18 protein-coding genes are annotated in these 23,915 nt (G+C 74.0%); 8 read left to right on the top strand and 10 right to left on the bottom strand.

Going from position 1 to position 23,915, the window contains the following annotated elements:
• The first annotated feature begins 283 nt into the window (after positions 1 to 283).
• Positions 284 to 1,474 carry a zinc-dependent alcohol dehydrogenase gene (locus OG702_RS02880; protein WP_327287277.1) on the top strand — a complete coding sequence of 397 codons (1,191 nt, stop codon included), beginning with the start codon at positions 284 to 286 and terminating at the stop codon, positions 1,472 to 1,474.
• A 114-nt stretch (positions 1,475 to 1,588) separates the two neighbouring features.
• On the top strand, positions 1,589 to 2,470 hold the full coding sequence (locus tag OG702_RS02875) for a SigB/SigF/SigG family RNA polymerase sigma factor (protein ID WP_327287276.1): 882 nt from the start codon (positions 1,589 to 1,591) through the stop codon (positions 2,468 to 2,470).
• 87 nt (positions 2,471 to 2,557) lie between these two features.
• Here OG702_RS02875 and OG702_RS02870 read toward each other — a convergent pair whose 3' ends face one another.
• From OG702_RS02870 to OG702_RS02860, 3 genes are all read right to left on the bottom strand, one after another.
• Positions 2,558 to 2,953 (bottom strand): ATP-binding protein, encoded by a 396-nt coding sequence (locus OG702_RS02870; RefSeq protein WP_327287275.1) that lies wholly within the window; start codon positions 2,951 to 2,953, stop codon positions 2,558 to 2,560.
• 163 nt (positions 2,954 to 3,116) lie between these two features.
• Entirely contained in the window at positions 3,117 to 4,178 is a 1,062-nt protein-coding gene (locus tag OG702_RS02865; protein WP_327287274.1) for an LLM class flavin-dependent oxidoreductase, read from the bottom strand.
• A 40-nt stretch (positions 4,179 to 4,218) separates the two neighbouring features.
• Positions 4,219 to 4,677 (bottom strand): MarR family winged helix-turn-helix transcriptional regulator, encoded by a 459-nt coding sequence (locus tag OG702_RS02860; protein ID WP_327287273.1) that lies wholly within the window; start codon positions 4,675 to 4,677, stop codon positions 4,219 to 4,221.
• 101 nt (positions 4,678 to 4,778) lie between these two features.
• Here OG702_RS02860 and OG702_RS02855 point away from each other — a divergent pair, with 101 nt between their 5' ends.
• From OG702_RS02855 to OG702_RS02830, 6 genes are all read left to right on the top strand, one after another.
• A complete protein-coding gene (locus OG702_RS02855) occupies positions 4,779 to 5,339 on the top strand; it encodes an NADPH-dependent FMN reductase (protein ID WP_327287272.1) in 561 nt (186 codons plus the stop codon).
• 475 nt (positions 5,340 to 5,814) lie between these two features.
• Complete coding sequence (locus tag OG702_RS02850; RefSeq protein WP_327287271.1) at positions 5,815 to 9,498, top strand: prenyltransferase/squalene oxidase repeat-containing protein; 3,684 nt, start codon at positions 5,815 to 5,817, stop codon at positions 9,496 to 9,498.
• Positions 9,495 to 10,466, top strand: a complete 972-nt coding sequence (locus tag OG702_RS02845) for a hypothetical protein (RefSeq protein WP_442814285.1) — start codon at positions 9,495 to 9,497, stop codon at positions 10,464 to 10,466. The genes OG702_RS02850 and OG702_RS02845 overlap by 4 nt, the downstream gene beginning before the upstream one ends.
• A complete protein-coding gene (locus tag OG702_RS02840) occupies positions 10,463 to 11,656 on the top strand; it encodes a CbiQ family ECF transporter T component (RefSeq protein WP_327287270.1) in 1,194 nt (397 codons plus the stop codon). The genes OG702_RS02845 and OG702_RS02840 overlap by 4 nt, the downstream gene beginning before the upstream one ends.
• A complete protein-coding gene (locus tag OG702_RS02835) occupies positions 11,653 to 13,335 on the top strand; it encodes an ABC transporter ATP-binding protein (protein ID WP_327287269.1) in 1,683 nt (560 codons plus the stop codon). Before OG702_RS02840 ends, OG702_RS02835 begins: the two co-directional genes overlap by 4 nt.
• Positions 13,332 to 14,192 (top strand): ECF transporter S component, encoded by an 861-nt coding sequence (locus OG702_RS02830; RefSeq protein WP_327287268.1) that lies wholly within the window; start codon positions 13,332 to 13,334, stop codon positions 14,190 to 14,192. Before OG702_RS02835 ends, OG702_RS02830 begins: the two co-directional genes overlap by 4 nt.
• A gap of 18 nt (positions 14,193 to 14,210) precedes the next feature.
• Here OG702_RS02830 and OG702_RS02825 read toward each other — a convergent pair whose 3' ends face one another.
• From OG702_RS02825 to OG702_RS02795, 7 genes are all read right to left on the bottom strand, one after another.
• Positions 14,211 to 15,245 carry an alcohol dehydrogenase catalytic domain-containing protein gene (locus OG702_RS02825; protein ID WP_327287267.1) on the bottom strand — a complete coding sequence of 345 codons (1,035 nt, stop codon included), beginning with the start codon at positions 15,243 to 15,245 and terminating at the stop codon, positions 14,211 to 14,213.
• A 17-nt stretch (positions 15,246 to 15,262) separates the two neighbouring features.
• Positions 15,263 to 16,801, bottom strand: a complete 1,539-nt coding sequence (locus tag OG702_RS02820; protein WP_327287266.1) for an FAD-dependent oxidoreductase — start codon at positions 16,799 to 16,801, stop codon at positions 15,263 to 15,265.
• 104 nt (positions 16,802 to 16,905) lie between these two features.
• Complete coding sequence (locus OG702_RS02815) at positions 16,906 to 18,522, bottom strand: phytoene desaturase family protein (protein ID WP_327287265.1); 1,617 nt, start codon at positions 18,520 to 18,522, stop codon at positions 16,906 to 16,908.
• The gene (locus OG702_RS02810) at positions 18,522 to 18,983 is read right to left on the bottom strand and encodes an SRPBCC family protein (protein WP_327287264.1); all 462 of its coding nucleotides are present in this window, start codon (positions 18,981 to 18,983) and stop codon (positions 18,522 to 18,524) included. The genes OG702_RS02815 and OG702_RS02810 overlap by 1 nt, the downstream gene beginning before the upstream one ends.
• 233 nt (positions 18,984 to 19,216) lie before the next feature.
• A complete protein-coding gene (locus tag OG702_RS02805) occupies positions 19,217 to 19,387 on the bottom strand; it encodes a DUF5670 family protein (RefSeq protein WP_327287263.1) in 171 nt (56 codons plus the stop codon).
• Between the two features lie 180 nt (positions 19,388 to 19,567).
• Entirely contained in the window at positions 19,568 to 21,139 is a 1,572-nt protein-coding gene (locus OG702_RS02800; RefSeq protein WP_327287262.1) for a phospholipase C, read from the bottom strand.
• A gap of 29 nt (positions 21,140 to 21,168) precedes the next feature.
• On the bottom strand, positions 21,169 to 23,904 hold the full coding sequence (locus tag OG702_RS02795; RefSeq protein ID WP_327287261.1) for an NHL domain-containing protein: 2,736 nt from the start codon (positions 23,902 to 23,904) through the stop codon (positions 21,169 to 21,171).
• Between the last annotated feature and the right edge of the window lie 11 nt (positions 23,905 to 23,915).

The following is a 23,915-nucleotide window of genomic DNA, read 5'->3' as shown; positions in this document are numbered from 1 at the left end:
GCCGCGGGGGATGACGCGGCGGATCGCGGACAGGAGCACATCGACGGGGTGTCCCCGGGACGCAGCGGTTTCACCTCCACCGGGGACGCCCCGCCGCCCCGGGGTGCGAAAGGCGCGCTCCGGACATCGCGGACGGTGCGGCTGTTTGCCGCGTCGGCCCGCGGGCAGCCGCACCAGTGGACGTGACGGGCCCGTGGCCGCGGGCCGCGCGTCGGATGCGACGGCCCCGGCGGCGGGACGACGCCGCCACGGCCCGACGAACCCGACCGGCGAGGTGAGCCTGATGCGTGCGACCGTCTGGCACGGCAAGCGGGACGTCCGTGTGGAGAACGTCCCCGACCCCTCGATCCAGGAGGACACCGACGCGCTCATCCGCGTCACCTCCTCCGGCCTGTGCGGATCCGACCTGCACCTCTACGAGGTGCTCGCACCGTTGATGACCCCCGGCGACATCCTCGGCCACGAACCGATCGGCATCGTGGAGGAGACCGGCTCCGCGGTGCCGAACCTCGCGCCGGGCGACCGGGTCGTGGTGCCCTTCCAGATTGCCTGCGGGACCTGCTGGATGTGCCGGCGGGGCCTGCCCACCCAGTGCGAGACCACCCAGGTCACCAAGCACGGCACGGGTGCCGCGCTGTTCGGCTACACCAAGTTCTACGGCTCGGTGCCCGGCGCGCAGGCGGAGTACCTGCGGGTGCCGCAGGCGCAGTACGGCCCGATCAAGGTGCCGCAGGGCCCGCCGGACGACCGCTTCGTGCTGCTGTCCGACGTGCTGCCCACCGCCTGGCAGGCCGTGCAGTACGCGGACGTGCCGGCCGGCGGCACCCTGGTGGTGCTCGGGCTGGGGCCGATCGGCGCGATGGCCTGCCGGGTCGCCCGCCACCTCGGGGTGGAACTGGTCGTCGGCGTCGACCTCGTCCCCGAGCGGCTGGAGCGGGCAAGGCTCGACGGCACCGTGGCGGTGGATCTGAGTGCCTACGACTCCTCCGACGACCTGGCCGAGGCGATCAGGGAACTCACCGGCGGCCGGGGTGCCGACAGCGTCATCGACGCGGTCGGCACCGAGGCCCACGGCAGCCCCGTCACCAAGCTCGCCCAGGCCGCCGTCGACCTGCTGCCGCGCTCGTGGGCGGAGAAGGTCAATGAGACCGCGGGCATCGACCGGCTCGGCGCCTTCGATCTTGCCGTCTCCCTGGTCCGCCGCGGCGGGACGATCTCGGTCAGCGGGCTGTACGGCGGGGCCGCCGACCCGCTGCCGATGATGCGGATGTTCGACAAGCAGATCCAGCTGCGGATGGGCCAGGCCAACGTGCGGCGCTGGAGCGACGACATCCTGCCGCTGCTCATCGACGACGACCCGCTGGGCGTGGACACCTTCGCCACCCACCATCTGCCGCTGGGCCAGGCCCCCGACGCGTACGCGATGTTCCAGAAGAAGGAGGACGGTGCCATCAAGGTGATCTTCCAGCCCTGAACGGGTGACGCCCAGGTGACCGCACGTCGCGGAAAGTCATGGAACTTTCCGTGTGTGCGGTGAATGAGTGCGGGTAGACGGCCGCTGACTCATTCGACAACGTTGGGCGACTCCATGACGGTATCCACGCACGGCACGGGAACAACGACAGGATCGGCTCAGGCCCTCCGCGGCGTTCCGGCCACGGGCGGACTGCCGTTCGTCGAGGAGGCGGGCAAGGTCGCGCCGAAGGACGCCCGGGAACTGTCGAAGCTGTTCTTCGACGGGCTGCAGTCGCTCGAAGAGGGCACGGCGGCGTACTCGTACGCACGCAGCACGCTTATCGAGATGAACATGTCGCTGGTGCGGTTCTGCTCGCGCCGCTTCCGGGGGCGCGGCCCGGAGGAGATGGAGGACATCCTCCAGGTCGGCACCATCGGCCTGATCAAGGCCATCGACCGGTTCGACCTGAGCCGCGAGGTGGAGTTCACCACCTTCGCCGTCCCCTACATCGTCGGCGAGATGAAGCGGTTCTTCCGTGACACCTCCTGGGCCGTCCACGTGCCGCGCCGGCTCCAGGAGCTGCGTGTCGAGCTGGCCAAGGCCCGCGACCACCTCACCGCCGTACTGGACACCCCGCCCAGCGTCCCCGAGCTGGCCGCCTACCTCGAACTCACCGAGGACGAGGTCATCGAGGGCCTGGTCGCCTCCAACGGCTACACCGCCGGCTCCATCGACCTGCCCAGCGGTGACGAGGGGGAGGACGCCGGCCGCTCCTACGCGGACACCTTCGGTGCCCTGGACCCGGCCATGGAACTGGTCGAGGACTTCCATGCGCTGGCACCCATGCTCGGCCGGCTGGACGACCGGCAGCGTCTGATCCTGCAGATGCGCTTCGGGCAGGAGATGACGCAGGCGGAGATCGGTGCCGAACTGGGCTACTCCCAGATGCACGTCTCCCGGCTGATCTCCCGCACGCTGGCCACGCTGCGCGCCGGGATGCTCACCGAGAAGTAAGGCCCCCTGACGAGCGGCCGCCCGGCGTGCAGTGCCGCGGGCGGCCGCTCGTCGCTGCGTGCGGACCGCCCGTCGCGGCGGCGCCTTTCAGGCGGCAGGCCGCAGGGCCAGCTGCGCGCTGATCCGCTTCCCCTCGGGTGTCACCGTCACTTCGAACCCGCCGCAGAGTGCCGTGACGATCTCCATGCCGTGCCGGCCGACCCGGGCCGGATCGGGGGCCAGCGCCGCCACCATCTGCTCCGAGGTGTCCGACACGGTGATCTCCACCACGCCGTCGGCCACCCGCAGGTCCAGGCGGCACGGTCCCGCGGTGAACTTCACCGCGTTGGTCACCATCTCGCTGACCACCAGCTGGACCTCCGCGAGGGCCTGCGCGGCCACCGTGATCCCCGCTCTGGTCGAGCGTCTGAACAGTTCCGACGCGAGGTGTCTGGCGGCGGCGATGTCCCCCGGCTCACCGGTGTAGACCTCGCCCAGATGCACCACGGCATCCTGTGACCGACCGTCGTCCTGCTGCCGGCCGCGACCGTGACACGTCGAACCCACCGAACCGTCCATTCCTGCCGCCTACCCCCGGCCACGCGGACACGCGCAAAAACCACGCCGGGTCTCGCGCCGGGCACGTCGCGCCCCTCCGCGCCCCGGCTCAGCTCTCGCTGAGCATGTCCCGCACCAGCGGGGCGACCTTGGCGCCGTACAGCTCCACGCTGGTGAGGACGGTGGAGTGCCGCATGCCGGGCATCCCGTACTTCAGGTCGAAGCGGGTCGCGCCGAGGGTCCTGAGGGTGCCGGCGATCTTGCGGGCCACCGTCTCGGGCGACCCCACGTGCAGCGCACCGCCCGGCGCCACGTCCCGCATCAGGTCGGCCCGGCCGGGGGCGCGGAAGCCGCGCTCGGCGGACACCCTGCGCATCGCCCGCTCCAGGTGCGGCAGGAACTCCTCCCACGCCTGCTCGTCGGTGCCCGCCACGTGCCCGGGCGCGTGGACGCCCACCGGCCGTGCCGGTCGGCCGAACTCCTCCAGAGCCCGGCCGTACAGCTCGGAGAACGGCGCGAAACGCGCCACGTCGCCGCCGATGATCGCGAGCATCAGGCCGAAGCCGTGGCGGGCGGTGCGCACCACCGACTGCGGGCTGCCGCCGACGCCGACCCAGGTCGGGATCGTGCCCGACTCGGTGTGCGGGTAGACGGACAGGCCGTCGAGCGGCGCGCGCGTGCTGCCCGACCAGGTGACCGGCTCCTCCTTGAGCAGCTCGGCGAACAGGGCGATCTTCTCCTCGAAGAGCTGCTCGTAGTCGCGCAGCTCGTATCCGAAGAGCGGGAAGGACTCGGTACTCGACCCCCGGCCGAGGATCACCTCGGCGCGGCCGCCGGAGACGGCGTCGAGGGTGGCGTAGCGCTGGAAGACGCGCACCGGGTCGTCCGAGCTGATCACGGTCACCGCGGAGCCCAGCCGGATGCGCGAGGTGCGGGCGGCGATCGCGCCGAGGACGACGTCGGCCGCCGACAGCGGCATCCAGTCGGTGTGGTGCTCGCCGATGCCGAAGTGGTCGAGGCCGGTCCGGTCGGCCAGTACGCCCTCCTCCACGAGCCCGCGGATGGCCGCGCCGTGGGTGAGCGGCTGCCCCTGATCGTCGTGCGGGACGTCGCCGAAGGTGTCCAGGCCGAGGGTCACGGACTCGGGGAAGGGCGGGACGGGTGTGCTCATGGTGGTTCTCGATTCGTGCGCGGACCCGGCGGGGCCGGGTTCAGGGACTGGTCGCCAGGCGCTGCAGTACGCGGGTGAGCGCGGCCACGTCCTCGCCTTCGACATGGTCGAGCACGTGCCGGCGGATGCTCGCCAGATGCGCCGGCCAGGACTCCTTGAGCTTGTCAAGACCGGCGTCGGTGAGCATGGCGTTCGCGCCCCGGCCGTCGGTTTCGCAGCGGACCCGCTTGACCAGGCCGCGCTGCTCCAGCCGGGCGACGATACGGGTCATCCCGCTGACCGACAGGTCGCAGGCGGCGGCCAGCTCGCTCATCCGCATCAGCCGGTCCGGCGCCTCGGAGAGGTACATCAGCGCCGAATACTCCGAAAGCGGGAGCTGTCCGGCGCGCATCATGTCCTGATCCACCACGCGCGGCAGTACATGGAGCACCCTGCCCAGTGCCCTGACCAGGGCTTCCTCTGCCGCGTTCATCGGCTGCAGACCTTCTTGAGTGTCCATGCCCACATTCTACTCGCTTGACGCAGCAAATATCTGGTTGTTTGCTTGCCGTGTCAAGTACCACTCCGGCCTTCGACCGGATCGATCGTGAAGGACCCGTCGTGACCAAGATCGGCATCATCCTCGGCAGCACCCGTCCCGGCCGCAACGGCGAAGCCGTCGCCCGCTGGGTGTACGACATCGCCGCTCAGCGCAGCGACGCGGAGTTCGAGCTCGTCGACCTGCTGGACTACAAGCTGCCGCACCTCGACGAGATCGTCCCGCCGTCGATGGGGCAGTACGCGCAGCCGCACACGCTGGCATGGGCGAGCAAGATCGCCTCCTTCGACGGCTTCATCATGGTGACCCCGGAGTACAACCACTCCACCTCGGGCGCCCTGAAGAACGCCATCGACTTCCTCTACGCCGAGTGGAACAACAAGGCCGTCGGCTTCGTCAGCTACGGCTCGGTCGGCGGCGCCCGCGCCGTCGAGCACCTGCGCCTGATCGCGGGGGAGCTGCAGCTGGCCGACGTGCGCTCGCAGGTCGCCCTGTCGCTGTTCACCGACTTCGAGAACTTCAGCCAGTTCAAGCCCGGCCCGCACCAGGCCGACGTCCTCGGCACCACGATCGACCAGGTCGTGGCCTGGAGCGAGGCGCTGGCCCCGCTCCGCGCGAAGTGACCCGCGCCCCGGCGCCGGCCCGCTGACGCGGATCCCGGTGGATCCGCGCCCGCTGCCGGCCGGGGACGTGGCCACAGCGCCGCCCGCACACCGCGCCGCCGCCCGCCCGGGCGGCGGCGCAGCGTGCGTCAGGCGGCGACCAGCCGGGCAGCCCGGTGGCCGCCCGGCGTGGGCAGCCCCCGTGACGTGCGCACCGGAGTGGCGAAGGCAACTGTGCGCGGCGTTGACGGCACACCTGGCGGCGTGATGCCATGAAGCCCATCCACGATTCAGCAGCCAGGGGAAGCCGGTCGAAGTCCGGCGCTGACCCGCAACCGTAGGCCCCCGTGAGGCGGGCGAGCCGGACCACCTGCGCTGAACAGCACGTCACGATCGCCGTCGAGGACTACGGCGCGGACACCGGACGGCCGCTCACCCCCAGGCCGCCCCACCTCCGCGGCCCGCACTCCCCGCCGGCCGACACGGGGGGCCATCTGTGCTTCGTCTCGTCCCGCGCCGCCGTCCCGGACGGCCGCGTACCGCCGTGCTGCTCGCCGCCGCCGCGCTGACCTTCGGCAGCGTCGCCGCCGGGCTGGTGTCGGCGGCGGTGCCCGCGCACGCGGACCCGATCGGCGACTGCACGCCGACCGACGGGGCGATCGTCGCGGTGGACTTCGGGCCCTGGGACGGGCCGGTACTGCGCGGCTGCGACGCGCACCCCACCACCGGCATGGACCTGCTGCACAACGCCGGGTTCACCACCACCGGCACCGTGCACGACGGACCGGGCTTTATCTGCCGTATCGGCAACGACGGTTTCGACGGCGCGACGCAGTATCCGACGCCCGCAGACGACGACTGCGTGCTGACCCCGCCGGCGGACGCCTACTGGTCGTTCTGGACCGCGCGGGCCGGACAGGACACCTGGACCTACAGCCCGCTCGGCGCGCTCGGCGACCACCCGGCGGACGGCGAGGTCGAGGCCTGGGTCTTCGGTCCCACCGACATCGGCGGCAGTACCGGCGGCCCGGCCTTCACCCCTGCCTCCGTACGCGCCGGCGGCGCCACGCCGCCGACCACCACGCCGCCGAGCACGGCCCCGACGACCCCGCCCACGACCGGCGGCGGGACCGCCGACGTGGCCGCGGCCGCGCAGTGGCTGACCGGGCAACTCACCGACGGCGACCACGTCTTCGACGGTTCCGGCACGGACTACGCCGCCACCGCGAACACCGCGATCGCCCTGGCAGCGGCCGGCGGCCCGGACACCACGATCCGGGCGATCGACAGCTTCCTGACCGCGCACGCGGACGACTACCTGCTCCCCGACGCCACGGTGAGCGTGCCGAGCCCGGCCGCGGCGGCGAATCTCGCGCTGCTCACCGAGGTCCTCGGCGGTGACCCCACCGGCGTCGGCGGCCACGACCTGCTGGCCGATCTCAGCGACCACGTCTGCACGGCCGCCGGGAGCGTCGGCAACTGCACCGCCGCCGGCGACTTCTACGGCGCCTTCTCGCCCGGCACCCAGGCGCGGGCACTGCTCGCCCTGGCCCGCGGCGGGGTCACGCCCCCCGCCGCCGCTGTCGGCCGGCTCACCGGTATGCAGTGTTCCGACGGCGGCTTCTCCGGTTCGATGCTCTCGCCCGGCGAGCAGTGCGCCTCCGACCCCGGCACGACGGCCGACGCCGTCGTCGCCCTGAAGCAGCTGACCGGCACCGGCGACGCGCTGGACAAGGCGCAGGCGTATCTGCTCAAGCAGCAGTCCGCGGACGGCGGTTACCTCCCCTACGAGGGCGCGGGCTCCGCTGACACCGGTACCACCTCGGCCGCAGCGCAGGCCCTGAAGATGCTCGGCCGGTCCGACGAGGCCGCCGGCGCCCGCAGCTGGGTGGCCGCGCGGCAGACCGGTGCCGGCGGGTTCGCGCCCGACGCCTCGGGCGGCACCGACCCGGACCTCCACGCCTCGGCCACCGCCCTCCTCGCCGTCACCGGCAGCGACCTGGGCAGCCTCACCCACACCGTGCCGCCGCCCACCACCCCGCCGACGACGGCGCCGCCGACCACCCCGCCCACCACCGCGTCGACCACCCCGGCCGGCGGCCCCACGACACCGGCCGCCACGGCTCCCGACCTGGCCAAGGCGGTCTCGTATCTGATCAACCGGGGCAACCTGGTGGACGGCCACTACTACGAGTCCAGCGCGGGCCAGAACACCGGCTTCGCCGACTTCGGCCTGACCGTCGACGGCGTCCTCGCACTGGCGGCCACCGGCGGCGCCGACGACACCCTGACCGGCGTCACCGACTTCCTCCAGCACGGCAAGGACGGCAGCGGCCGCACGATCGACGCGTGGACGCTGATCGGCACCCCCTACGCCCAGGGCGGCTCGCTCGCCAAGGAGGCCCTGGCCGCGGAGGTCACCGGCGGCGACCCCCGCTCCTACGGCGGCCACGACCTGATCGCCGCGCTCGATAGCACCGTCTGCGCCGCGGCCGACGCCTCGGCGGGCTGCTCGGCCAAGGGCGACTACGCCTACGCCACCTCGGTCTTCTCCCAGTCCCTGGGCGTCATCGCCCAGCTGCGGGCGGGCGGGACGGCCGCGGCGGCCGGTCCGGTGGCCTATCTGGAGAGCCTCCAGGCCCCTGGCGGCTCCTGGCCCAGCCTGATCCCGGCCACCGGTGACCAGGACGTGGACAGCACCGCGATGGCGATGATGGCCCTCGACCTGGTGCCCGGCCAGGCGGCGGCCGACGCGGTCGCCAAGGGCGCCGCCTGGATGGCCGGCCGGCAACTGGCCGACGGCGGCTTCCACGGCGCGGCCGGCGACTCGGTCAACTCCGCCGCCCTCGCCGTGCAGGGCCTGAGCCTTGAGGGGGCGGTCTACGCCCCGCAGATCGCCGAGGCCCGCGCCTTCCTGGCCCGCGAGCAGAACGCGGACGGCGGCTTCCGGGTCGCGTCCGACTCCGACCAGCACGGCTCCGACGTGCGCGCCTCCGCCCAGGCGGTCGGCGGCAGCGCCGGTGCCTCCTTCGGCACGCTGCTGCGCGACCTCGGCGACCAGAAGGCCGCCGCGGCGGGAGCGGCGTATCTGGTGAAGCAGCTGGGCGGCGCTGACCACCTCGCCAGCGACTACGGCCCCGACTACGGACTGACCGCCGACCTGGCGCTCGCGCTGGCCGGCACCGGCGGGCAGGACAAGGCCCTGACGAAGGTGACCGGCTACCTGGCGGGTCACGTCGCCGACTACGCCGACCCGGCGGGCACCTCCGACTTCCCCGGCCCCTACAGCGGCGCCGCCGGCAAACTCGCCCTGCTGGCCGAGGTCATGGGCCAGGACCCGCGGCACTTCGGCGGCTTCGACCTGCTGACCACCCTCACCGGCCACGTCTGCACGGCTGCGACCACCGACGGCGCCTGCACCGCGCCCGGTGACTTCGGCCAGGCCTACTCGACCGTCTCGCAGGCGCTCGGCGTCCTGGCCCTGACCCGCGGCGGCCAGCAGCCGCCGGCCGCCACGGTCGACCGGCTGCTGCAACTCCAGTGCGCCGACGGCGGCTTCTCCTCGCCGCTGATCGCCCCCGGCGCGGACTGCGTCTCCGACGTGGACACCACCGGCTACGCCCTGCAGGCGCTCGCCGCGCTGCCCGGCCACCCGGACCAGGCCGCCGCGGCCCGCGGCTATCTGGTCAAGGCCCAGCAGAAGAACGGCGGTTACCAGGGCGCGGCCGGCGTCAGCAGCAACTCCACCGCCCTGGCCGTGCAGGCGCTGCTCGCGACGGACAAGATCCGCCCGCAACAGGCCCGCAGCGGCCAGGACTTCCTGCGGTCCGCGCAGAACGGGGACGGCGGCTTCCGTATCACCGCGGCCGCCGGGGACTCCGACACCCGCTCCTCCACCCAGGCCGTACCGGCCCTGGCGGGCACCCCGTTGACCACCCTCATCCACGCGCTGGCCCCCATCGCGCCCACCGGCGACAGCGGTTCGTCCTCCGGTGGCGCGGGCGGTGGCGCCGGCGGAGGTGCCGGCGCCGACGGTGCGCACGGCGGCGGCATGCTGGCCGCCACCGGCACCGACGTCCTGGCCGCGGCCGGCGCCGCCGCGCTGCTGGTGGCCGCGGGCGGCACGCTGACCGCGGTGCGGCGGCGCGGCGCCGCACACCGCATCGGGAGGCACCAGTGAGACGCGTCCGGTCCGCGGCCCTCCGCCGCCGCACCCGCGGGGCGCGAGGCGGCCGCACGGCGGCCGTGTTCGTGCGAGCCGTCGCCGTACTCGCCGTGCTGGCCGCACCGGTGGGCGGGGGACTGACCGTGGGAGCGGCCCCCGCCGCCGCCTCGGCGCAGCCGATGTCGGCGTGCACGACAACCACGGGGGTGGTGCTGGCCGTGGACTTCAGCCGCTGGGGCGGCCCGCTGCTGCGCTCCTGCGGCACCACCCCGACCACCGGCTACGCGCTGCTGAACCAGGGCGGTTGGGCCACCACCGGCACCCAGCACGACGGCCCCGCCTTCATCTGCCGTATCGGCTATGCCGGTTACCAGGGCGGCAAGCAGTATCCGACGGCCAAGGACGAGGCCTGCGTGCTGACACCGCCCGCCACCAGGTACTGGTCGTACTGGCACGCCGGCCCGGGGAAGAACACCTGGACCTACAGCCTGCTTGGCGCGATGAGCTACCACCCCGAGCCCGGCAGCGTGGACCTGTGGATCTTCGGCGCCACCGACATCGCCGGCACGCACGGCGGGCCGACGTTCTCCCCGGACTCCGTGCGGGCGCACACCACCGCCCCAGGCGGCGGCAAGCCGTCACCGCCGGCCCGGCCGAAGCCCCCCGCCACCACGGCCAAGCGACCCGCGGCCACCGTGCCCCCCGCGCGGAAGCCGTCACCCGAGGCGACCGGGACGACGACCGAAGCCACGCCGTCCGCGTCCCCGTCCGCGTCCCCGTCAGCGACTGCCACCGCGGCCACGACCACCGCGCCGGCCGGCACCTCGGCGCCCGGCGTGCCGCAGATGCAGGACGCCGCCCCGACCGCGCAGGCCGGCCACTCCACGGGTTCCGTGCTTCCCGCCGCGATCACCGCGGCGGTGCTCGCCGTGATCGCCGCCCTGGTCGTGCTGCGGGTCCGGCAGCGGCGGAACGCGAGGTGACGGCTGCCGCCACCGCCCCGTCCGGCGAGCCCGCGCCGGGCGGCCGGCGGCTGCCGCGCACCCTGCACCCGGTGGCCTGGTGGATCTGGGGCATCGGCCTGGCCACCGCGGTGAGCCGCACCACCAATCCGCTGCTGCTCCTGCTGGTCCTCGCCGTCCTCGGCTTCGTGGTCAACGAGCGCCGCAGCGACGCGCCCTGGGCCAGGGGCTTCAAGTACTACCTGTGGCTGGCGCTGACCGTCGTGGCCATCCGGGTCGTCTTCCGCTGCGTGTTCGCCTCCGGCATCACCCCGGCCGACCACATCCTCTTCTCGGCGCCGCGCATCCCGACCCCCCACTGGTACGCGGGCATCCAGCTCGGCGGCCCGGTCTCGCTGGAGGCGACGCTGTCCGCCGCCACCGACGGGCTGCGGCTGGCCTGCCTGCTGTGCTGCATCGGCGCCGCCAACACCCTGGCCAACCCCAAGCGCGCGCTGCGGGTGCTGCCCGGCGCGCTGTACGAACTCGGCGTCGCCGTCACGGTGTCCATGAGCGTCGCCCCCCAGCTGGTCGAGAGTGTCCAGCGGGTCGCCCGCGCGCGCCGGCTCCGCGCCGACCGGGCCAGGGGCGTACGCGCGCTGCGCAGCATCCTCATCCCCGTCCTCGAAGACGCCCTGGAACGCTCCCTGCACCTGGCCGCCGCGATGGACAGCCGCGGATACGGCCGCGCGGGCACCGCCACCCGCGCCTCCCGCCGTACCACCGCCGCCCTCATGCTGGCCGGCATGCTCGGCCTGTGCGCCGGTGTCTACGGCCTGCTCGACGGGAGCACCCCGCGCGCGCTGGGACTGCCCGCGCTCCTCGGCGGATCGCTGCTGTGCTGCGGCGGCCTCGCCCTGGGCGGCCGCCGGATCCGCCGCACCAGCTACCGCCCCGACCCGTGGCGCGCGCCGGAGTGGGCGGTCGCCCTGTGCGGCTGCGCCACCGCCGCCGTGCTCTTCCTGACCGTCGGCTACAGCGCCGCCGACCTCAACCCGGGCCTGTACCCGCTGCGCTGGCCCTCGCTGCCCTGGCTGCCCGCCGCCGCGATCCTGCTCGCCGGCCTCGCCGCCTTCGCCGCGCCGCCCCCCGCCCGCACCCCGGCCGCCGTGCCGGCGGCCGCCCGGCAGCCCCGCAAAGGCGCCGACACACCCAGCGAGGCCCTGCTGTGATCCGATTCGACCAGGTCAGCGTCATCTACGACGGGGCCGACCGACCCGTGCTGCGGGACGTGGACCTGACCGTGGAGGAAGGCGAGCTGTGCCTGGTCGTCGGCCGTACCGGCGCCGGCAAGTCCACGCTGCTCGGCACGATCAACGGCCTGGTGCCGCACTTCACCGGCGGCACGCTGGCCGGCCGCGTCACCGTCGAGGGCCGGGACACCGCCCACCACCCGCCGCGCGAGCTCGCCGACGTCGTGGGCGTCGTCGGCCAGGACCCGCTGGCCGGCTTCGTCACCGACACCGTCGAGGAGGAACTCGCCTACGCCATGGAGCAGCTGGCGATCCCCGCGGACGTGATGCGCAAGCGCGTCGAGGAGACCCTCGACCTGCTCGGCCTGGCCGACCTGCGGCACCGCGCGCTCAGCGAGCTGTCCGGCGGCCAGCAGCAGCGCGCCGCCATCGGCTCCGTCCTCACCGCGCACCCGCGGATCCTGGTCCTGGACGAGCCGACCTCCGCGCTGGACCCCACCGCCGCGGAGGAGGTGCTGGCCGCGGTCACCCGCCTGGTGCACGACCTCGGCGTCACCGTCGTGCTCGCCGAACACCGCCTGGAGCGCGTCGTGCAGTACGCCGACCGGGTCATCCACCTCGCCGGCGACGGCACCGCCACCGCGGACCTGCCCGCGAAGGCCTTCCGTACCTCCACCGTCGCGCCGCCCGTGGTCGACCTCGGCCGGCTGGCCGGCTGGGACCCGCTGCCGCTGTCGGTACGCGACGCCCGCCGCGCGGCCGTCCCGCTGCGGGAGCAGCTGGCAGCGCTACCGGCGCCGGCCCCCCGCCGCTCCGGCGGCGCCCCCGGCGGTGAACCGCTGCTGGCCGCGCGCGGGATCGTCGTACGCTACGGCCACGTGGTCGCCGTACGGGACGTCGACCTGGACCTGCGGGCCGGTGAGGTCACCGCGCTGATGGGCCGCAACGGCTCGGGCAAGTCCTCGCTGCTGTGGGCCCTGCACGGGGCCGGCCCGCGCCAGGCAGGGACCGTACGCTTCGCCGGCGGCGGCGGCGGCGCCGGCGCCGCCGAACCGCCCGCCGCGGCACGCCGCTTCGGCGGGCGGCGCCCCAGACCGGCGCCGGAGGCCCGCCGGGTGGGCCTCGTCCCGCAGACCCCGACCGACCTGCTCTACCTGGAGACCGTGGGCGCCGAACTGGCGCAGGCCGACCGCGAGTCGGGCGGCCGCACCCCGGACGGTGCGCGCGGCATCCTGGACCGGCTCGCGCCCGGCATCCCCGACGACAGCCACCCCCGCGACCTGTCGGAGGGCCAGAAGCTCTCCCTGGTGCTGGCCATCCAGCTGGCCTCGGCCCCCGACGTCGTGCTGCTCGACGAGCCCACCCGCGGCCTTGACTACCAGGCCAAGCAGGCCCTCACCGGCATCGTCGACGCCCTGGCCGCCGAGGGGCGCAGCGTGGTGATCTCCACCCACGACGTGGAGTTCGTGGCCGCCGCGGCCGACCGGGTGGCCGTCATGGCCGAGGGCGAGATCGTCGCCGACGGCGCCACCGCCGACGTCATCGTCGCCTCACCCGCCTTCGCCCCGCAGGCCGCCAAGATCCTCGCCCCGCTGTCCTACCTCACCGTCGACCAGGTCGCGGACGCCCTCGCCACCGGGACGGGGGCCGGCCTATGAGCGCGGCAGCGGCCGGACGCCGGCCCCGGCGCGGCACCGCGATCCGGCTGCACGCGGCGGCCGCCGTCACCATCGCGCTCGCCGCCTTCATCGGCCTGGTCGCCTTCTTCTGGCCGTTCGTCGTCGCGCCCGGCCACTTCGGCAGCTCCTACGCGCCCCCGCTGATCTTCGGCGTGCTGCTCGTCCTGGTCCTCGCGGTCGTCTTCGCCCAGATCGCCGACGGCGGCATCGACGCGAAGGCGCTGGCCATGCTCGGCGTGCTCTCCGCCGTCAACGCCGCCCTCCGCCCGCTCGGCGCCGGCACCGCCGGCATCGAGACCGTCTTCTTCGTCCTGGTCCTCGCCGGGCGCGTCTTCGGCCCCGGCTTCGGCTTCACCCTCGGCTGCACCTCGTTGTTCGCCTCCGCGCTGCTGACCGGCGGCGTGGGCCCCTGGATGCCCTACCAGATGTTCGGCTGCGCCTTCGTCGGCATGCTCGGCGGGCTGCTGCCCCGCGCCCGCGGCAAGGCCGAGATCCTGCTGCTCGCGCTCTACGGCTCGGCGTCCGGCTACCTCTTCGGCTTCCTGCTCAACCTGTCCTTCTGGCCCTTCTCCACCGACCCCGGCAGCTCCCTGGCGTATCTGCCGGGCCTGCCCTTCACTGAGCAGTGGCACCGCTACCTGGCGTTCGACGCGGCCACCTCGCTCGGCTGGGACACCGGCCGCGCGGTCACCAACTTCGTCGCCATCGTGGTGGCCGGGCCCGCCGCGCTGACCACCTTCCGCCGCGCGGCCCGCCGCGCCAACTTCACGGCGCCGATCCGCTTCGCACCGGCTCCGCCGGAGACCGGGACCGCCGCCGAGGACACGGCGCCCTGACCCGCGTGCCGCATAGCGTCAGGGGCGGATGAGGACCTTCAGCGCCTCACGGTCGTCCATCGCGCGATAGCCCTCGGCGACGTCCTCCAGGCCGAGGGTGCGGTCGAAGACCCGGCCGGGGTGGATCGAGCCGTCGAGGACGTGCGGCAGCAGCTCCTCGATGTAGGCGCGCGCCGGGGCCATGCCGCCGGTCAGGGTGATGTTGCGCCTGAAGTCACCGAAGTCGAAGGGGAACTCGGAGAACTGGGGCGCGCCCACCCGGCTGATCGTGCCGCCGTCCCGCACCACCCCGATGGCCTGCACGGTCGCGTCCCTCAGGCCCACGCATTCGAGCACCCTGCGGCTGCCCTCGCCGCCGGTCAGCTCGCGCACCCGTGCGACGCCCTCGTCGCCGCGCTCGGCGACCACGTCGGTGGCGCCGAAGTCGCGGCCCAGGTCGGTGCGGGTCGGGTGGCGCCCCATCAGGATGACCCGTTCGGCGCCCAGCAGCCGCGAGGCGATGACCGAGGACAGGCCCACTGCGCCGTCGCCGATGACGACGACGGTGTCGCCGCGCGCGACGCCGGCGGTGCGGGCCGCGTGGTAGCCGGTGCACAGGACGTCGGAGAGGCTCAGCAGGTCAGGCAGCAGCTCGGAGTCCTCGCCCACCGGCAGCTTGACCAGGGTGCCGTCGGCGTACGGGGTACGCGCGACCTGTCCCTGGCCGCCGTCGACACCCTCAACCCCCCACGCCCCGCCGCGCACGCACGACGTCTGCAGCCCCTCGCGGCAGTACACGCAGGTGTTGTCGCTGTACCGGAACGGGGCCACGACCAGGTCCCCGGACCGCAGGCTGCGCACCTGGGAGCCGACGTCCTCGACGACGCCGATGAATTCGTGCCCCATGTGGCGGGGGTTGTCGGTGTACGGCTGCGACTTGTAGGGCCACAGGTCGCTGCCGCAGACGCAGGACAGCACGATCCGTACGACGGCGTCGGTGGGGTTCTGAATCCTGGGCTCTGCGACGTCCTCGACGCGTACGTCCTTCGCCGCGTACAGCAGGGTGGCGCGCATGGGCGGTGGCTCCTCGATCAAGAATCCAGGTTGCGGGCTTCGAGCGGCCGCACGGCGGGTCCTTGCAGGACAGCGCCGTCCACGTCGAAGCGCGAGCCGTGGCAGGGGCACTCCCAGGTGGTCTCGGCGGCGTTGAAGGCCACCAGGCAGCCCAGGTGGGAGCACCGGGCCGACACCGCGTGCAGGACGCCGTCGTCATCGCGGTAGACGGCGCACCGGCTGCCGTGCACCCGGACGACGGCGCCCTCGCCGGGCGCGACCTCGTCGACGGTGTCGGCGTGGGCGGGGCGGAGCCGGTCCCCGACGAAGTGCATCGCCACGTCCGCCTGCTGGCGCAGCAGCGCGGGTGCCTCCTTGAGCACCGGTGCGATCCGCCGCGGGTCGTAGAGTCCGGCCCACGGCGGCCGCTCCCCGTTGATCAGCGCGGACAGCAGCCGCCCGGCCATCACCCCGCCGCTCATGCCCCAGCCGCCGAACCCGGTGGCGACGAAGGTGTGCCGCGCCCCGGGGTGCAGCGGCCCGACCAGCGCTACGGTGTCCGTGGGGTCGTTGTCCTGCGCCGCCCACCGGTAGGCGGTCTCCGCCACCGGGAACCGCTCGTGCATCCAGGCGTCCAGCCGCCGGAAGCGCTCCCCCACGTGGCCGGAGCCGGGGGTGAAGCTCTCCCCGGTGACGATGAGCAGCCGCCGTCCGTCGGGGAGCGGCGCCGTGCGCACCGAGCGCTTGCCTTCTTCCTCGGTGATGTACATCCCCTGCGGCGCCGCGGCGGCGTCCAGCGGGGCGGCCACCACGAGTTCCCGGCGCGGGGAGAGCCGGGCGAAGAGCAGGGCGCGGTCGAAGACGGGAAAGCCGGTGGCCACGACGACGTCCCTGGCGGTCACGGTGGCGCCGGACTCGGTGGTCACCCGGCAGGGCTCGCCCTCGGTGAGCCCGGTGACCCTGGACCGCTCGTAGATGACGCCGCCACGGGCGGTCAGGGCGGCGGCCAGCCCGAGCAGGTAGGCGCGCGGATGGAACTGCGCCTGGCCGTCGATCCGCACCGCTCCCGCGACCTCGAAGGGCAGATCGCACCGCTCGACGCAGTCCGCCGCCAGGCCCGCCTCGCGTGCCGCGTCCGCTTCCGCCCTGAGGTGCTTGAGAGCGCCGCGGTCCAGCGTGTAGGCGTAGGCGGACGTCCGCTCCAGCGAGCAGTCGATCGCCAGCGCCCCGGCCAGCTCGGCGACCCGCTCGACCGCGTCCTGCTGCGAGCGCGCGTACAGCCGCGCCCCCTCGCTTCCGCGGGTGCGGCGCAGCCGCTCGTAGACCAGGCCGTGCTGGGCGGTCAGCTTCGCGGTGGTGTGGCCGCTGACCCCGGCGGCGATCCGGCCGGCCTCGACGACGGCGACCGAGTGCCCCGACTCGGCCAGCTCCCAGGCCGCGCTCAACCCCGCGATGCCGCCGCCGACCACCGCGACGTCCACGGTGACGTCGTCGGCCAGCGGCGCGAAGCGCGTGGAGTCGGTGCTGCTCATCCAGTACGACTCGGGGGAGCCGGGCAGCGCGTCGTTGTTCGGCATGCCCTGCGGGTTCCCTTTCCCTGCGGCGGCACGCCCGCGCACCGGCGGATTCCCCCGGCCGGCCGCACGGCAGGGGCCCGTGCGGCGGTATCCGCCGCCGGGCGCTAACCCGCCGCCGGGCGGCGGGCCAGGGCGCGTTCCGCGGAGCTGATCACGGAGCGGGCGAGCGGGGGCCGAAGGGCGGCGCGGGCGGCGTTGGCGCCCGGTGCGCCGTGGACGCCGCCGCCGGGGTGCGCCGATGACGAGGCGAGATACAGACCACGCACCGGGGTCTCCGGGCGGCCGGCGGCGGGCGTGGGGCGGAAGACGAGCTGCTGGTGCATCGCGGTGGTACCGCCGTTGATCGCGCCGCCCCGAAGGTTGGCGTCCATGGACTGGAGCGTCGTCGGCGCCAGGATCCGGCGGTTGCGGATCAGGTCGCGGAAACCGGGCGCGTACCGCTCGACCCGGGCCTCCACCCGGTCGGCCATCGCCTCCTGCTCGCGGCGGTCCCAGCTCCCGGTGATGCCGTCGTCGCCGGCGTCGCCCCTGACGTCCTGCGGTACGTGGGTGTACGCCCACGCCGACTCGGTGCCCCGCGGGGAGCGGGTCGGGTCCGAGGTGGTCATCTGCCCGAACAGCGCGAAGGGCTGGTCGGGCACGTGCTTTGTCGCGATCTGCGCGGCGAACCGCGTCAGGTCGTCCACGCTGTCCGCCAGGTGCACGGTGCCCGCACCGGCGGCTCCCTCGGCCGCCCAGGGGACCGGCCCGTCGAGCGCCCAGTCCACCTTGAAGGTGGAGAAGTCCCACTGGAAGCCGCGCCGCAGGTCGTCGAGAAGCCGGGCGGGCAGATGCTCGGCCGCCACCAGCCGGGTGAACAGCGCGGGCGCCGAGACGTCGGCGAGCACCGCCCGCCGGGCCCGTACCGCGTCGCCGCCGGCGGTCCTGACGCCCAGCGCCCGGCCGCCGCGCACCACGACCTCCGTCACCCGCTCCCCGCACCGCACCCGGCCGCCCAGCCGCTCCAGCCGGCTGACCAGGGCGTCGGTCAGCGCCGAGGAGCCGCCGACCGGGACGGGGAAGCCGCGGCTCTGGCCGAGCATCGACATCAGCCAGCCGAAGCCGCCGCCGATCGCGGACTCGGGGGACAGGTCGGCGTGCAGGGCGTTGCCGGCCAGCAGCAGCCGGCCGCCCTCCCCGGCGAAGTGCTCCTCGCCGAGGCGCCGCACCGGCAGCAGCATGGTGCGGGCCAGCCGCAGCCCGCCCGCCGTCCGTACCCGCGCGAGCAGCTTCAGGCCGGCGCGGACCGGAGGGAAGGGCGCGAACAGCGAGCCGAGCAGGGGCTCGCCCACCTGCTCCCACAGTCCGTACAGCTCCCGCCATGCCGCCCCGTCACCGGGCGCGAAGGCGTCCAGGTTCTCCGCGGTGTCGTCGAGGTCGCGGCTCAGCACCGCGCAGCGGCCGTCCGGCAGCGGGTGGGCGAGCACGGCCGGCGCGTGGCTCCAGCGCAGCCCCTCGTCCTCCAGGTGGAGCGCGGCCAGCGCGGGGGAGGCGGCGGCCAGCGGGTAGAAGGAGCTGAAGAGGTCGCTGACGAAGTCCGGGTCGACGCCCCGGTCGCTGCGCACCGCCCCGCCCGGCTCCGGCTGCTCCTCGATGACCTCCACGCTCCAGCCCGCGTCGGCCAGCACGTTCGCCGCGACCAGGCCGTTGGGCCCCGCTCCGATGACGACGGCGTCCGCCATCAGCCGGCCCCGCCGGGCTTCCTGGGGGTCGACTTCTCCACGACGTCGGCCAGCCGGTCGAGCATGCTGCGGTGCCGCAGCTGGAGGAAGGCGTCGACGGCGAGGTTGTGCAGCGACCCCGCGGCGCCGCGCAGCGGGTGCTCGTCGATGAGGACGAGGCTGTCCAGCTCGCCCCAGGGCCGGACCTCGATGGCGATCCTGGCCGTGCCGAGCGGACCGCTGTCCGCCTCCAGCTCCAGCAGGTGCGGCGGCTCGCAGCGCCGGACGATGGTGCGGCCACCGCCCCGCCACGGACCGAGTGCCACCTGGTATTCGAGATCCGCGCCCACCGCGGGCCAGCTGCCACGGCCGGGCTCGGAGCCGTCCACGCCGACCACCCAGTCGCTGAAGTGCGCAGGATCGGCCAGCAGGGACCAGACCTGCTGCGGGGACCGCTCGATGAGGTGGTGCCGTACCGCCATCGTTCCTCCAGGGAACTCCGTCCCGGTCAGAAGGGATGGCCGGGCCACGCTTCGGGCTTGCGCCCAGCCTAGGAAGGCTCGCCGGGCACCGCTCGCCGGGCCGATCGGCTCTCGCCCGGACGGGTGAGCCGGGGCGCACCGGTGCCGCGTGCGGCCTGTGCGGCAGACGGATGGCGGGTGCCCCCGACCACCAGGTCGGGGGCACCCGCCATCCGTCTGCGGGACCGCCGGTACTACCAGCGGTACCAGCGGCCGCGACTGCCGCTGGAGTGGGTGCCGCGCACCACGAATCCGAGCAGCCATACGACGAGTACGACCACCGCGATCCACCACAGGAGGTGGAGAGCGAAGCCCGCGCCGAACAGCAGCAGCGCGAGCAGAAGAACGATGAGCAACGGTCCCATGAGTATCAGCCTCCGAGGAGCCGCCTGCCCCCGAACCGAACACTCACGCGAGGTATTTTCCGCCGCCCTGGTCCCGGTCCGCCCGCCGCCCCTGCCGGCCCGGCGATCTCACCGGCCGGAGCGGCGAAGGGCCGCCCGCCGGCGGCGGACGGCCCTTCGCCCGGGTGCTGTCCCGGAGGGTCAGCCGTGGTGCTGCTGCCTCGGCAGGGACTGGGTGGCGCCGGGACGCGGCGGCATCGGCTGCGTCGCCGCCGTGGCCTGCGCAGCCAGGTTGGCCGCCGCGGTGGAGGCCTCGAACTGGGTGTTGGCCGGGGCCGGCTTGCGGTCGTGCAGGCGCAGGGCGCCGGTGAAGTCACCGAACGTCCGCCGCCGCCAGGTGCTGATCGGCGAGAACGTGACCGGTCCGTGGCCGGACAGGCCGCCGGCCGCGGTGATCGTCTCGATGAACTGCAGCCCGGAGGTGTGGTCGGAGACCTCGGAGAAGATCTTGCCGCCCACGGTCCACGGGGAGACGATGATACACGGCACCCGGAAGCCCGCGCCGACCGGCAGCCCGCCGCCCGGGGTGCCCTTCGGCGAGGGCAGGTCGATGAACTCCTCGGGGTACCTGGAGTGTTGCGGGACGGGCGGCGGGACGTGGTCGAAGAACCCGTCGTTCTCGTCGTAGTTGAGCACGAAGACTGTCGAGTTCCACAGGTCCTCGTTGGCGGCGAGCGCCTCCAGCTTGGACGCCACGTACTGCGCGCCGGCCGCGGGGAGGTTCGGCGGGTGCTCGTCGGCCTCGCTCGGCATGAACAGCCAGGACACGTCCGCGAGGACGCCGTTGGCGCAGTCCTCCTCGAAGCCGAGCGCCGGGTCCGCGGCCGGCGTCGGGCTGACCGGGTTGCCGACGCCGCCGGGCGCCCCGTCGCCGTACAGGGTGCCGCCGGTCATCACGGAGTTGTACAGCGAGACCGGCAGCGTCGTGGTGTCCTGGAAGTTCGCGAACCAGGAGAAGACGTTGAAGCCGCTGGTGGCGCCGGAGAAGTACGTCTTGACGCTGTATCCGGCGTCGTGGAGGATCTCCGCGGCCGAGGGGTAGGTCAGCGGGTTCGGCGTGACGGTCTCCAGCACCGGGCCGCCGTGCTTGCCCTGCGGGTCGTTGGTGCCGGACATCCACACCAGCCGGTTCGGGTCCGTCGGGCCCAGGACCGAGCAGTGGTAGTTGTCCAGCAGGGTGAAGGACTCGGCGAGCGCCCAGTGGAACGGGATGTCCTCGCGGGTGAAGTACCCCATTGTGTAGGACCCGTTGACCTCGCCGTCCGAGGCGAGGTGGGTGGACAGCCAGCCGTCCATCGCGCCCTGGTTCCACGAGGCGTGCTGGTCGCGCCAGTCGTGGGACAGCGAGGGGACCGCGGCGGCACCGGTGGTGATGGTGGACATGTGGAACGGTTCGAGATAGCCGTCGGGGTTGGCCGGATCGGGCTGCTGGAAGACCGAGTTGCCGTTCGGCAGCTTGACGGCGGTGCGGTCGCTGAAGCCGCGGGCACCGGGGAAGGTGCCGAAGTAGTGGTCGAAGGAGCGGTTCTCCATCATCACGTACACGACGTGCTTGATCTCGGACAGGCCGCCCTTGACCGGGCCGGCGGTCGCGGCCCGCGCGAGGTTCTCCGGCAGCACGCCGGCCATGCCCGCGGCACCGGCCAGCGCGGCCGCGGTGGTGACGAACCGGCGGCGGGATATGCCCGGGCGGGAGGATTCGGTGGTGCTCATCGTCTCTCTTCTTGGTCTCGTGGGCCGGGTCAGGACGTGCTGGGGGCCACCGGCCCCGCCGCGGCGCCGGACCGCGCGACGCCGAGCACCTGCGCCACGGCGTTGTTGTGCGTGTCGGCGAGGTAGAGGAAGTTCGTGGACGGGTCGACCGCCACCGCGTAGGGGGTGTTGAGCTTCGAGGCGGCGGGCGCCGCACCGCTGCTCTCCCCGCCGGGCGCGGCCGAGGAGTTCACCACGGTGGTGATGGTCCCGGCCGGGGTGATCCGGCGGATCGCGTTGTTCACGGTGTCGGCGACGAAGAGGTCGCCGGCGCCGTCCACGGCCACCCCCTGCGGGTCGTTGAGCCGCGCCGAGGTCGCCGGGCCGCCGTCGCCGGCGAAGGCGCCGAGGCCGTCGGACGCAATGCCCGCGGCGTAGTTGCCGGCCACCGTGGTGATGACCCCGGTCCTGGCGTCGACCCGGCGGATCACGTTGTTGGCCGAGTCGGCGATGTAGAGGTTGCCCCTGGCGTCCAGCGCCAGCCCGGTCGGCTGGTTCAGCCGCGCGTGCGAGGCCGCCTTGCCGTCCCCGGCGTAACCCGCGCTGCCGGTGCCGATCACGGCGATGACCAGCTTCCGCGGGGACACCTCGATCACCCGGTTGTTGCGGGTGTCGGCGATGTAGACGTCCTTGGCCGCGTCGACCGCCACCGCCGCGGGGCCGTCCAGCTGGACGGACCGGGCGATCAGGGACAGCCCGTGCCCCGCGGTGCCCGTTCCGGCGAACCGCTCGATCACGCCGTTCTGGGTGACCTCGCGGACGGCGTTGTCGCCGCTGTCCGCGATGAACAGGTCGCCGCCGGCGTCCGCCGCGGTGCCGGCGGGCTGGTACATCGTCGCCTCGTCGGCCTTGCCGTGGTCGCCCTTCTCGCCGGAGCCCTCCAGCGACCCGGCCAGGATCGAGGTGCCGCCGTTCCGCAGCTCGGCGACCACGTTGTCGCCGGTGTTCGACACGTAGACCGCGCCGCCGCCGACCGAGAGGCCGGCCGGGCGGTAGAGCGAGCCGGGGGTGACGTTGGGGACGACGGCGCCGGAGCCCGGGTCCACGTGGGTGCCCGTGTCGTCGCCCACCGACGCGTAGGGCATCGTCTGCAGGATCGGGCCGGCCGGTGCCGCGCTGGATCCGATCGTCAGGCTGACGTTGTCCGCCGCGCCGTCGCTGTTCGCGCCGCTGCTGACGCCGACCGTGGCGATCTTGACGACGATCCTGCCGGTGCCGGCCGGGACCGTGCCGTGCCAGGCCTGGTGGACCAGGCTTGAGACGTTGTTGCGCTGGCCCGCGGTGACCGGGCCGATGACGGCGGAGCCGAGGGTGGCGCCCTTGGCGTCCTGGAACGCGGCGGTGACCGTCGCGTAGTCGCCCTGGGTCGCGTAGCCGCCGAGGTCACCGGAGAGCAGGAACGGCTGGCCGCCGGTGGCCAGCGAGCCGACGTCGATCGACTGGGTGCCGGTGGTGGTGATGCCCGGGATCGAGACGGTGCTGGGGTTGGTGCCGCCGTAGAAGTCCCGGCTGCCGGTCACGCCGGGGTAGGTCGACGGCCGCGACTCCTGGGTGCCGTCCGGCGGGTTGAGCGGGGAGGCGCTGGTCCAGCAGTCGGCGACGGTCTGGTCGTCGCCCAGTGGGGCGCCGAGCGCGGTGGCCGCGGTGTAGTCCTCGGCGCCGGGGTTCTCGATCAGGTTGGCGTTCAGCGCCGGGGTGACCTGGTCGGCGGCCGGGCAGGGCGCGGTGTAGGACTGGCCGGCGGCCTGCCGGCCGATGGTCAGGTTCAGGTTGTCGGCGGTGCCGTCGCTGTCGGCGCCGCTGCTGACGGCCGCCGTGATGATCGTGACGAGGACCTTCCTGGTGCCGGCCGGGATCACCCCGTACGTACCGTCAGGAAGCAGCTCGGAGGCGCTGCCGCGCTGGGCGGCGGTGGCCGGGCCGATGCCCGCGGAGCCGAGGCCCGCGCCCTTGTCGTCCTCGAAGGTGGCGACGACCTGGGCGTAGTCGCCCTGTGCCGCGTAGCCGCCCACCTCACCGGTCAGCTTGAACGGCTGGCCGTCGGCGTTCAGCGAGCTGACGTCGATGAGCTGGGAACCCGTGGTGACCACGCCCGCGACCTGGACGGTGCCGGGGTTGGTGCCGCCGTAGAAGACCCGGCCGCCGGTCACGCCGGGGTAGGTCGACGGCCGCGACTCCTGGGTGCTGTCCGGCGCGCTCAGCGGGGAGGCGCTGGTCCAGCAGTCGGCGACGGTCTGGTCGTCGCCCGCCGGGGCGCCGAGCGCGGTGGCCGCGGCGTAGTCCTCGGCGCCGGGGTTCTCGATCAGGTTGGCGTTCAGCGCCGGGCTGACCTGGTCGGCGGCCGGGCAGGGCGCGCTGTAGCGCTGGCCCGTTCCGCTCGCGGCGATCGTCAGGTTCAGGTCGTCGGCGCGGCCGTCGATGCCGTAGCCGGCGCTGACGCCGGTCGACGCGACGGTGACGAGGATCCGCGCGGTGCCCGCCGGGACCGTGCCGACCGCGGCCTCGGGGACGAGGCTGGTGACGTTGCCGCGCTGGGCGGCGTTGACCGGGCCGATCACCGCGGAGCCGAGGGTGCCGCCGTCGGCGTCCTCGAAAGCGGCGGTGACCGTCGCGTAGTCGGTCTGGGTGGTGTAGCCGCCGATCGCGCCGGTCAGCGTGTACGACTTGCCGCCCGCGTCCAGCGAGCTGACGTCGATCATCTGGGTGGCGGTGGTGGTGACGCCCACGATCGAGACCT

This window comes from Streptomyces sp. NBC_01198 (assembly GCF_036010485.1).
Classification (GTDB): domain Bacteria; phylum Actinomycetota; class Actinomycetes; order Streptomycetales; family Streptomycetaceae; genus Actinacidiphila.
Note: the sequence above shows the minus strand (reverse complement) of the source record. Positions and strands in the feature narration are given on the sequence as shown.

Coding starts and splice junctions, on each gene's coding strand:
- OG702_RS02880 (WP_327287277.1), top strand. CDS start 284: ATGCGTGCGACCGTCTGGCACGGCAAGCGGGACGTCCGTGTGGAGAAC.
- OG702_RS02875 (WP_327287276.1), top strand. CDS start 1,589: ATGACGGTATCCACGCACGGCACGGGAACAACGACAGGATCGGCTCAG.
- OG702_RS02865 (WP_327287274.1), bottom strand. CDS start 4,178: ATGAGCACACCCGTCCCGCCCTTCCCCGAGTCCGTGACCCTCGGCCTG.
- OG702_RS02860 (WP_327287273.1), bottom strand. CDS start 4,677: ATGGACACTCAAGAAGGTCTGCAGCCGATGAACGCGGCAGAGGAAGCC.
- OG702_RS02830 (WP_327287268.1), top strand. CDS start 13,332: ATGAGCGCGGCAGCGGCCGGACGCCGGCCCCGGCGCGGCACCGCGATC.
- OG702_RS02825 (WP_327287267.1), bottom strand. CDS start 15,245: ATGCGCGCCACCCTGCTGTACGCGGCGAAGGACGTACGCGTCGAGGAC.
- OG702_RS02820 (WP_327287266.1), bottom strand. CDS start 16,801: ATGCCGAACAACGACGCGCTGCCCGGCTCCCCCGAGTCGTACTGGATG.
- OG702_RS02815 (WP_327287265.1), bottom strand. CDS start 18,522: ATGGCGGACGCCGTCGTCATCGGAGCGGGGCCCAACGGCCTGGTCGCG.
- OG702_RS02810 (WP_327287264.1), bottom strand. CDS start 18,983: ATGGCGGTACGGCACCACCTCATCGAGCGGTCCCCGCAGCAGGTCTGG.
- OG702_RS02805 (WP_327287263.1), bottom strand. CDS start 19,387: ATGGGACCGTTGCTCATCGTTCTTCTGCTCGCGCTGCTGCTGTTCGGC.
- OG702_RS02800 (WP_327287262.1), bottom strand. CDS start 21,139: ATGAGCACCACCGAATCCTCCCGCCCGGGCATATCCCGCCGCCGGTTC.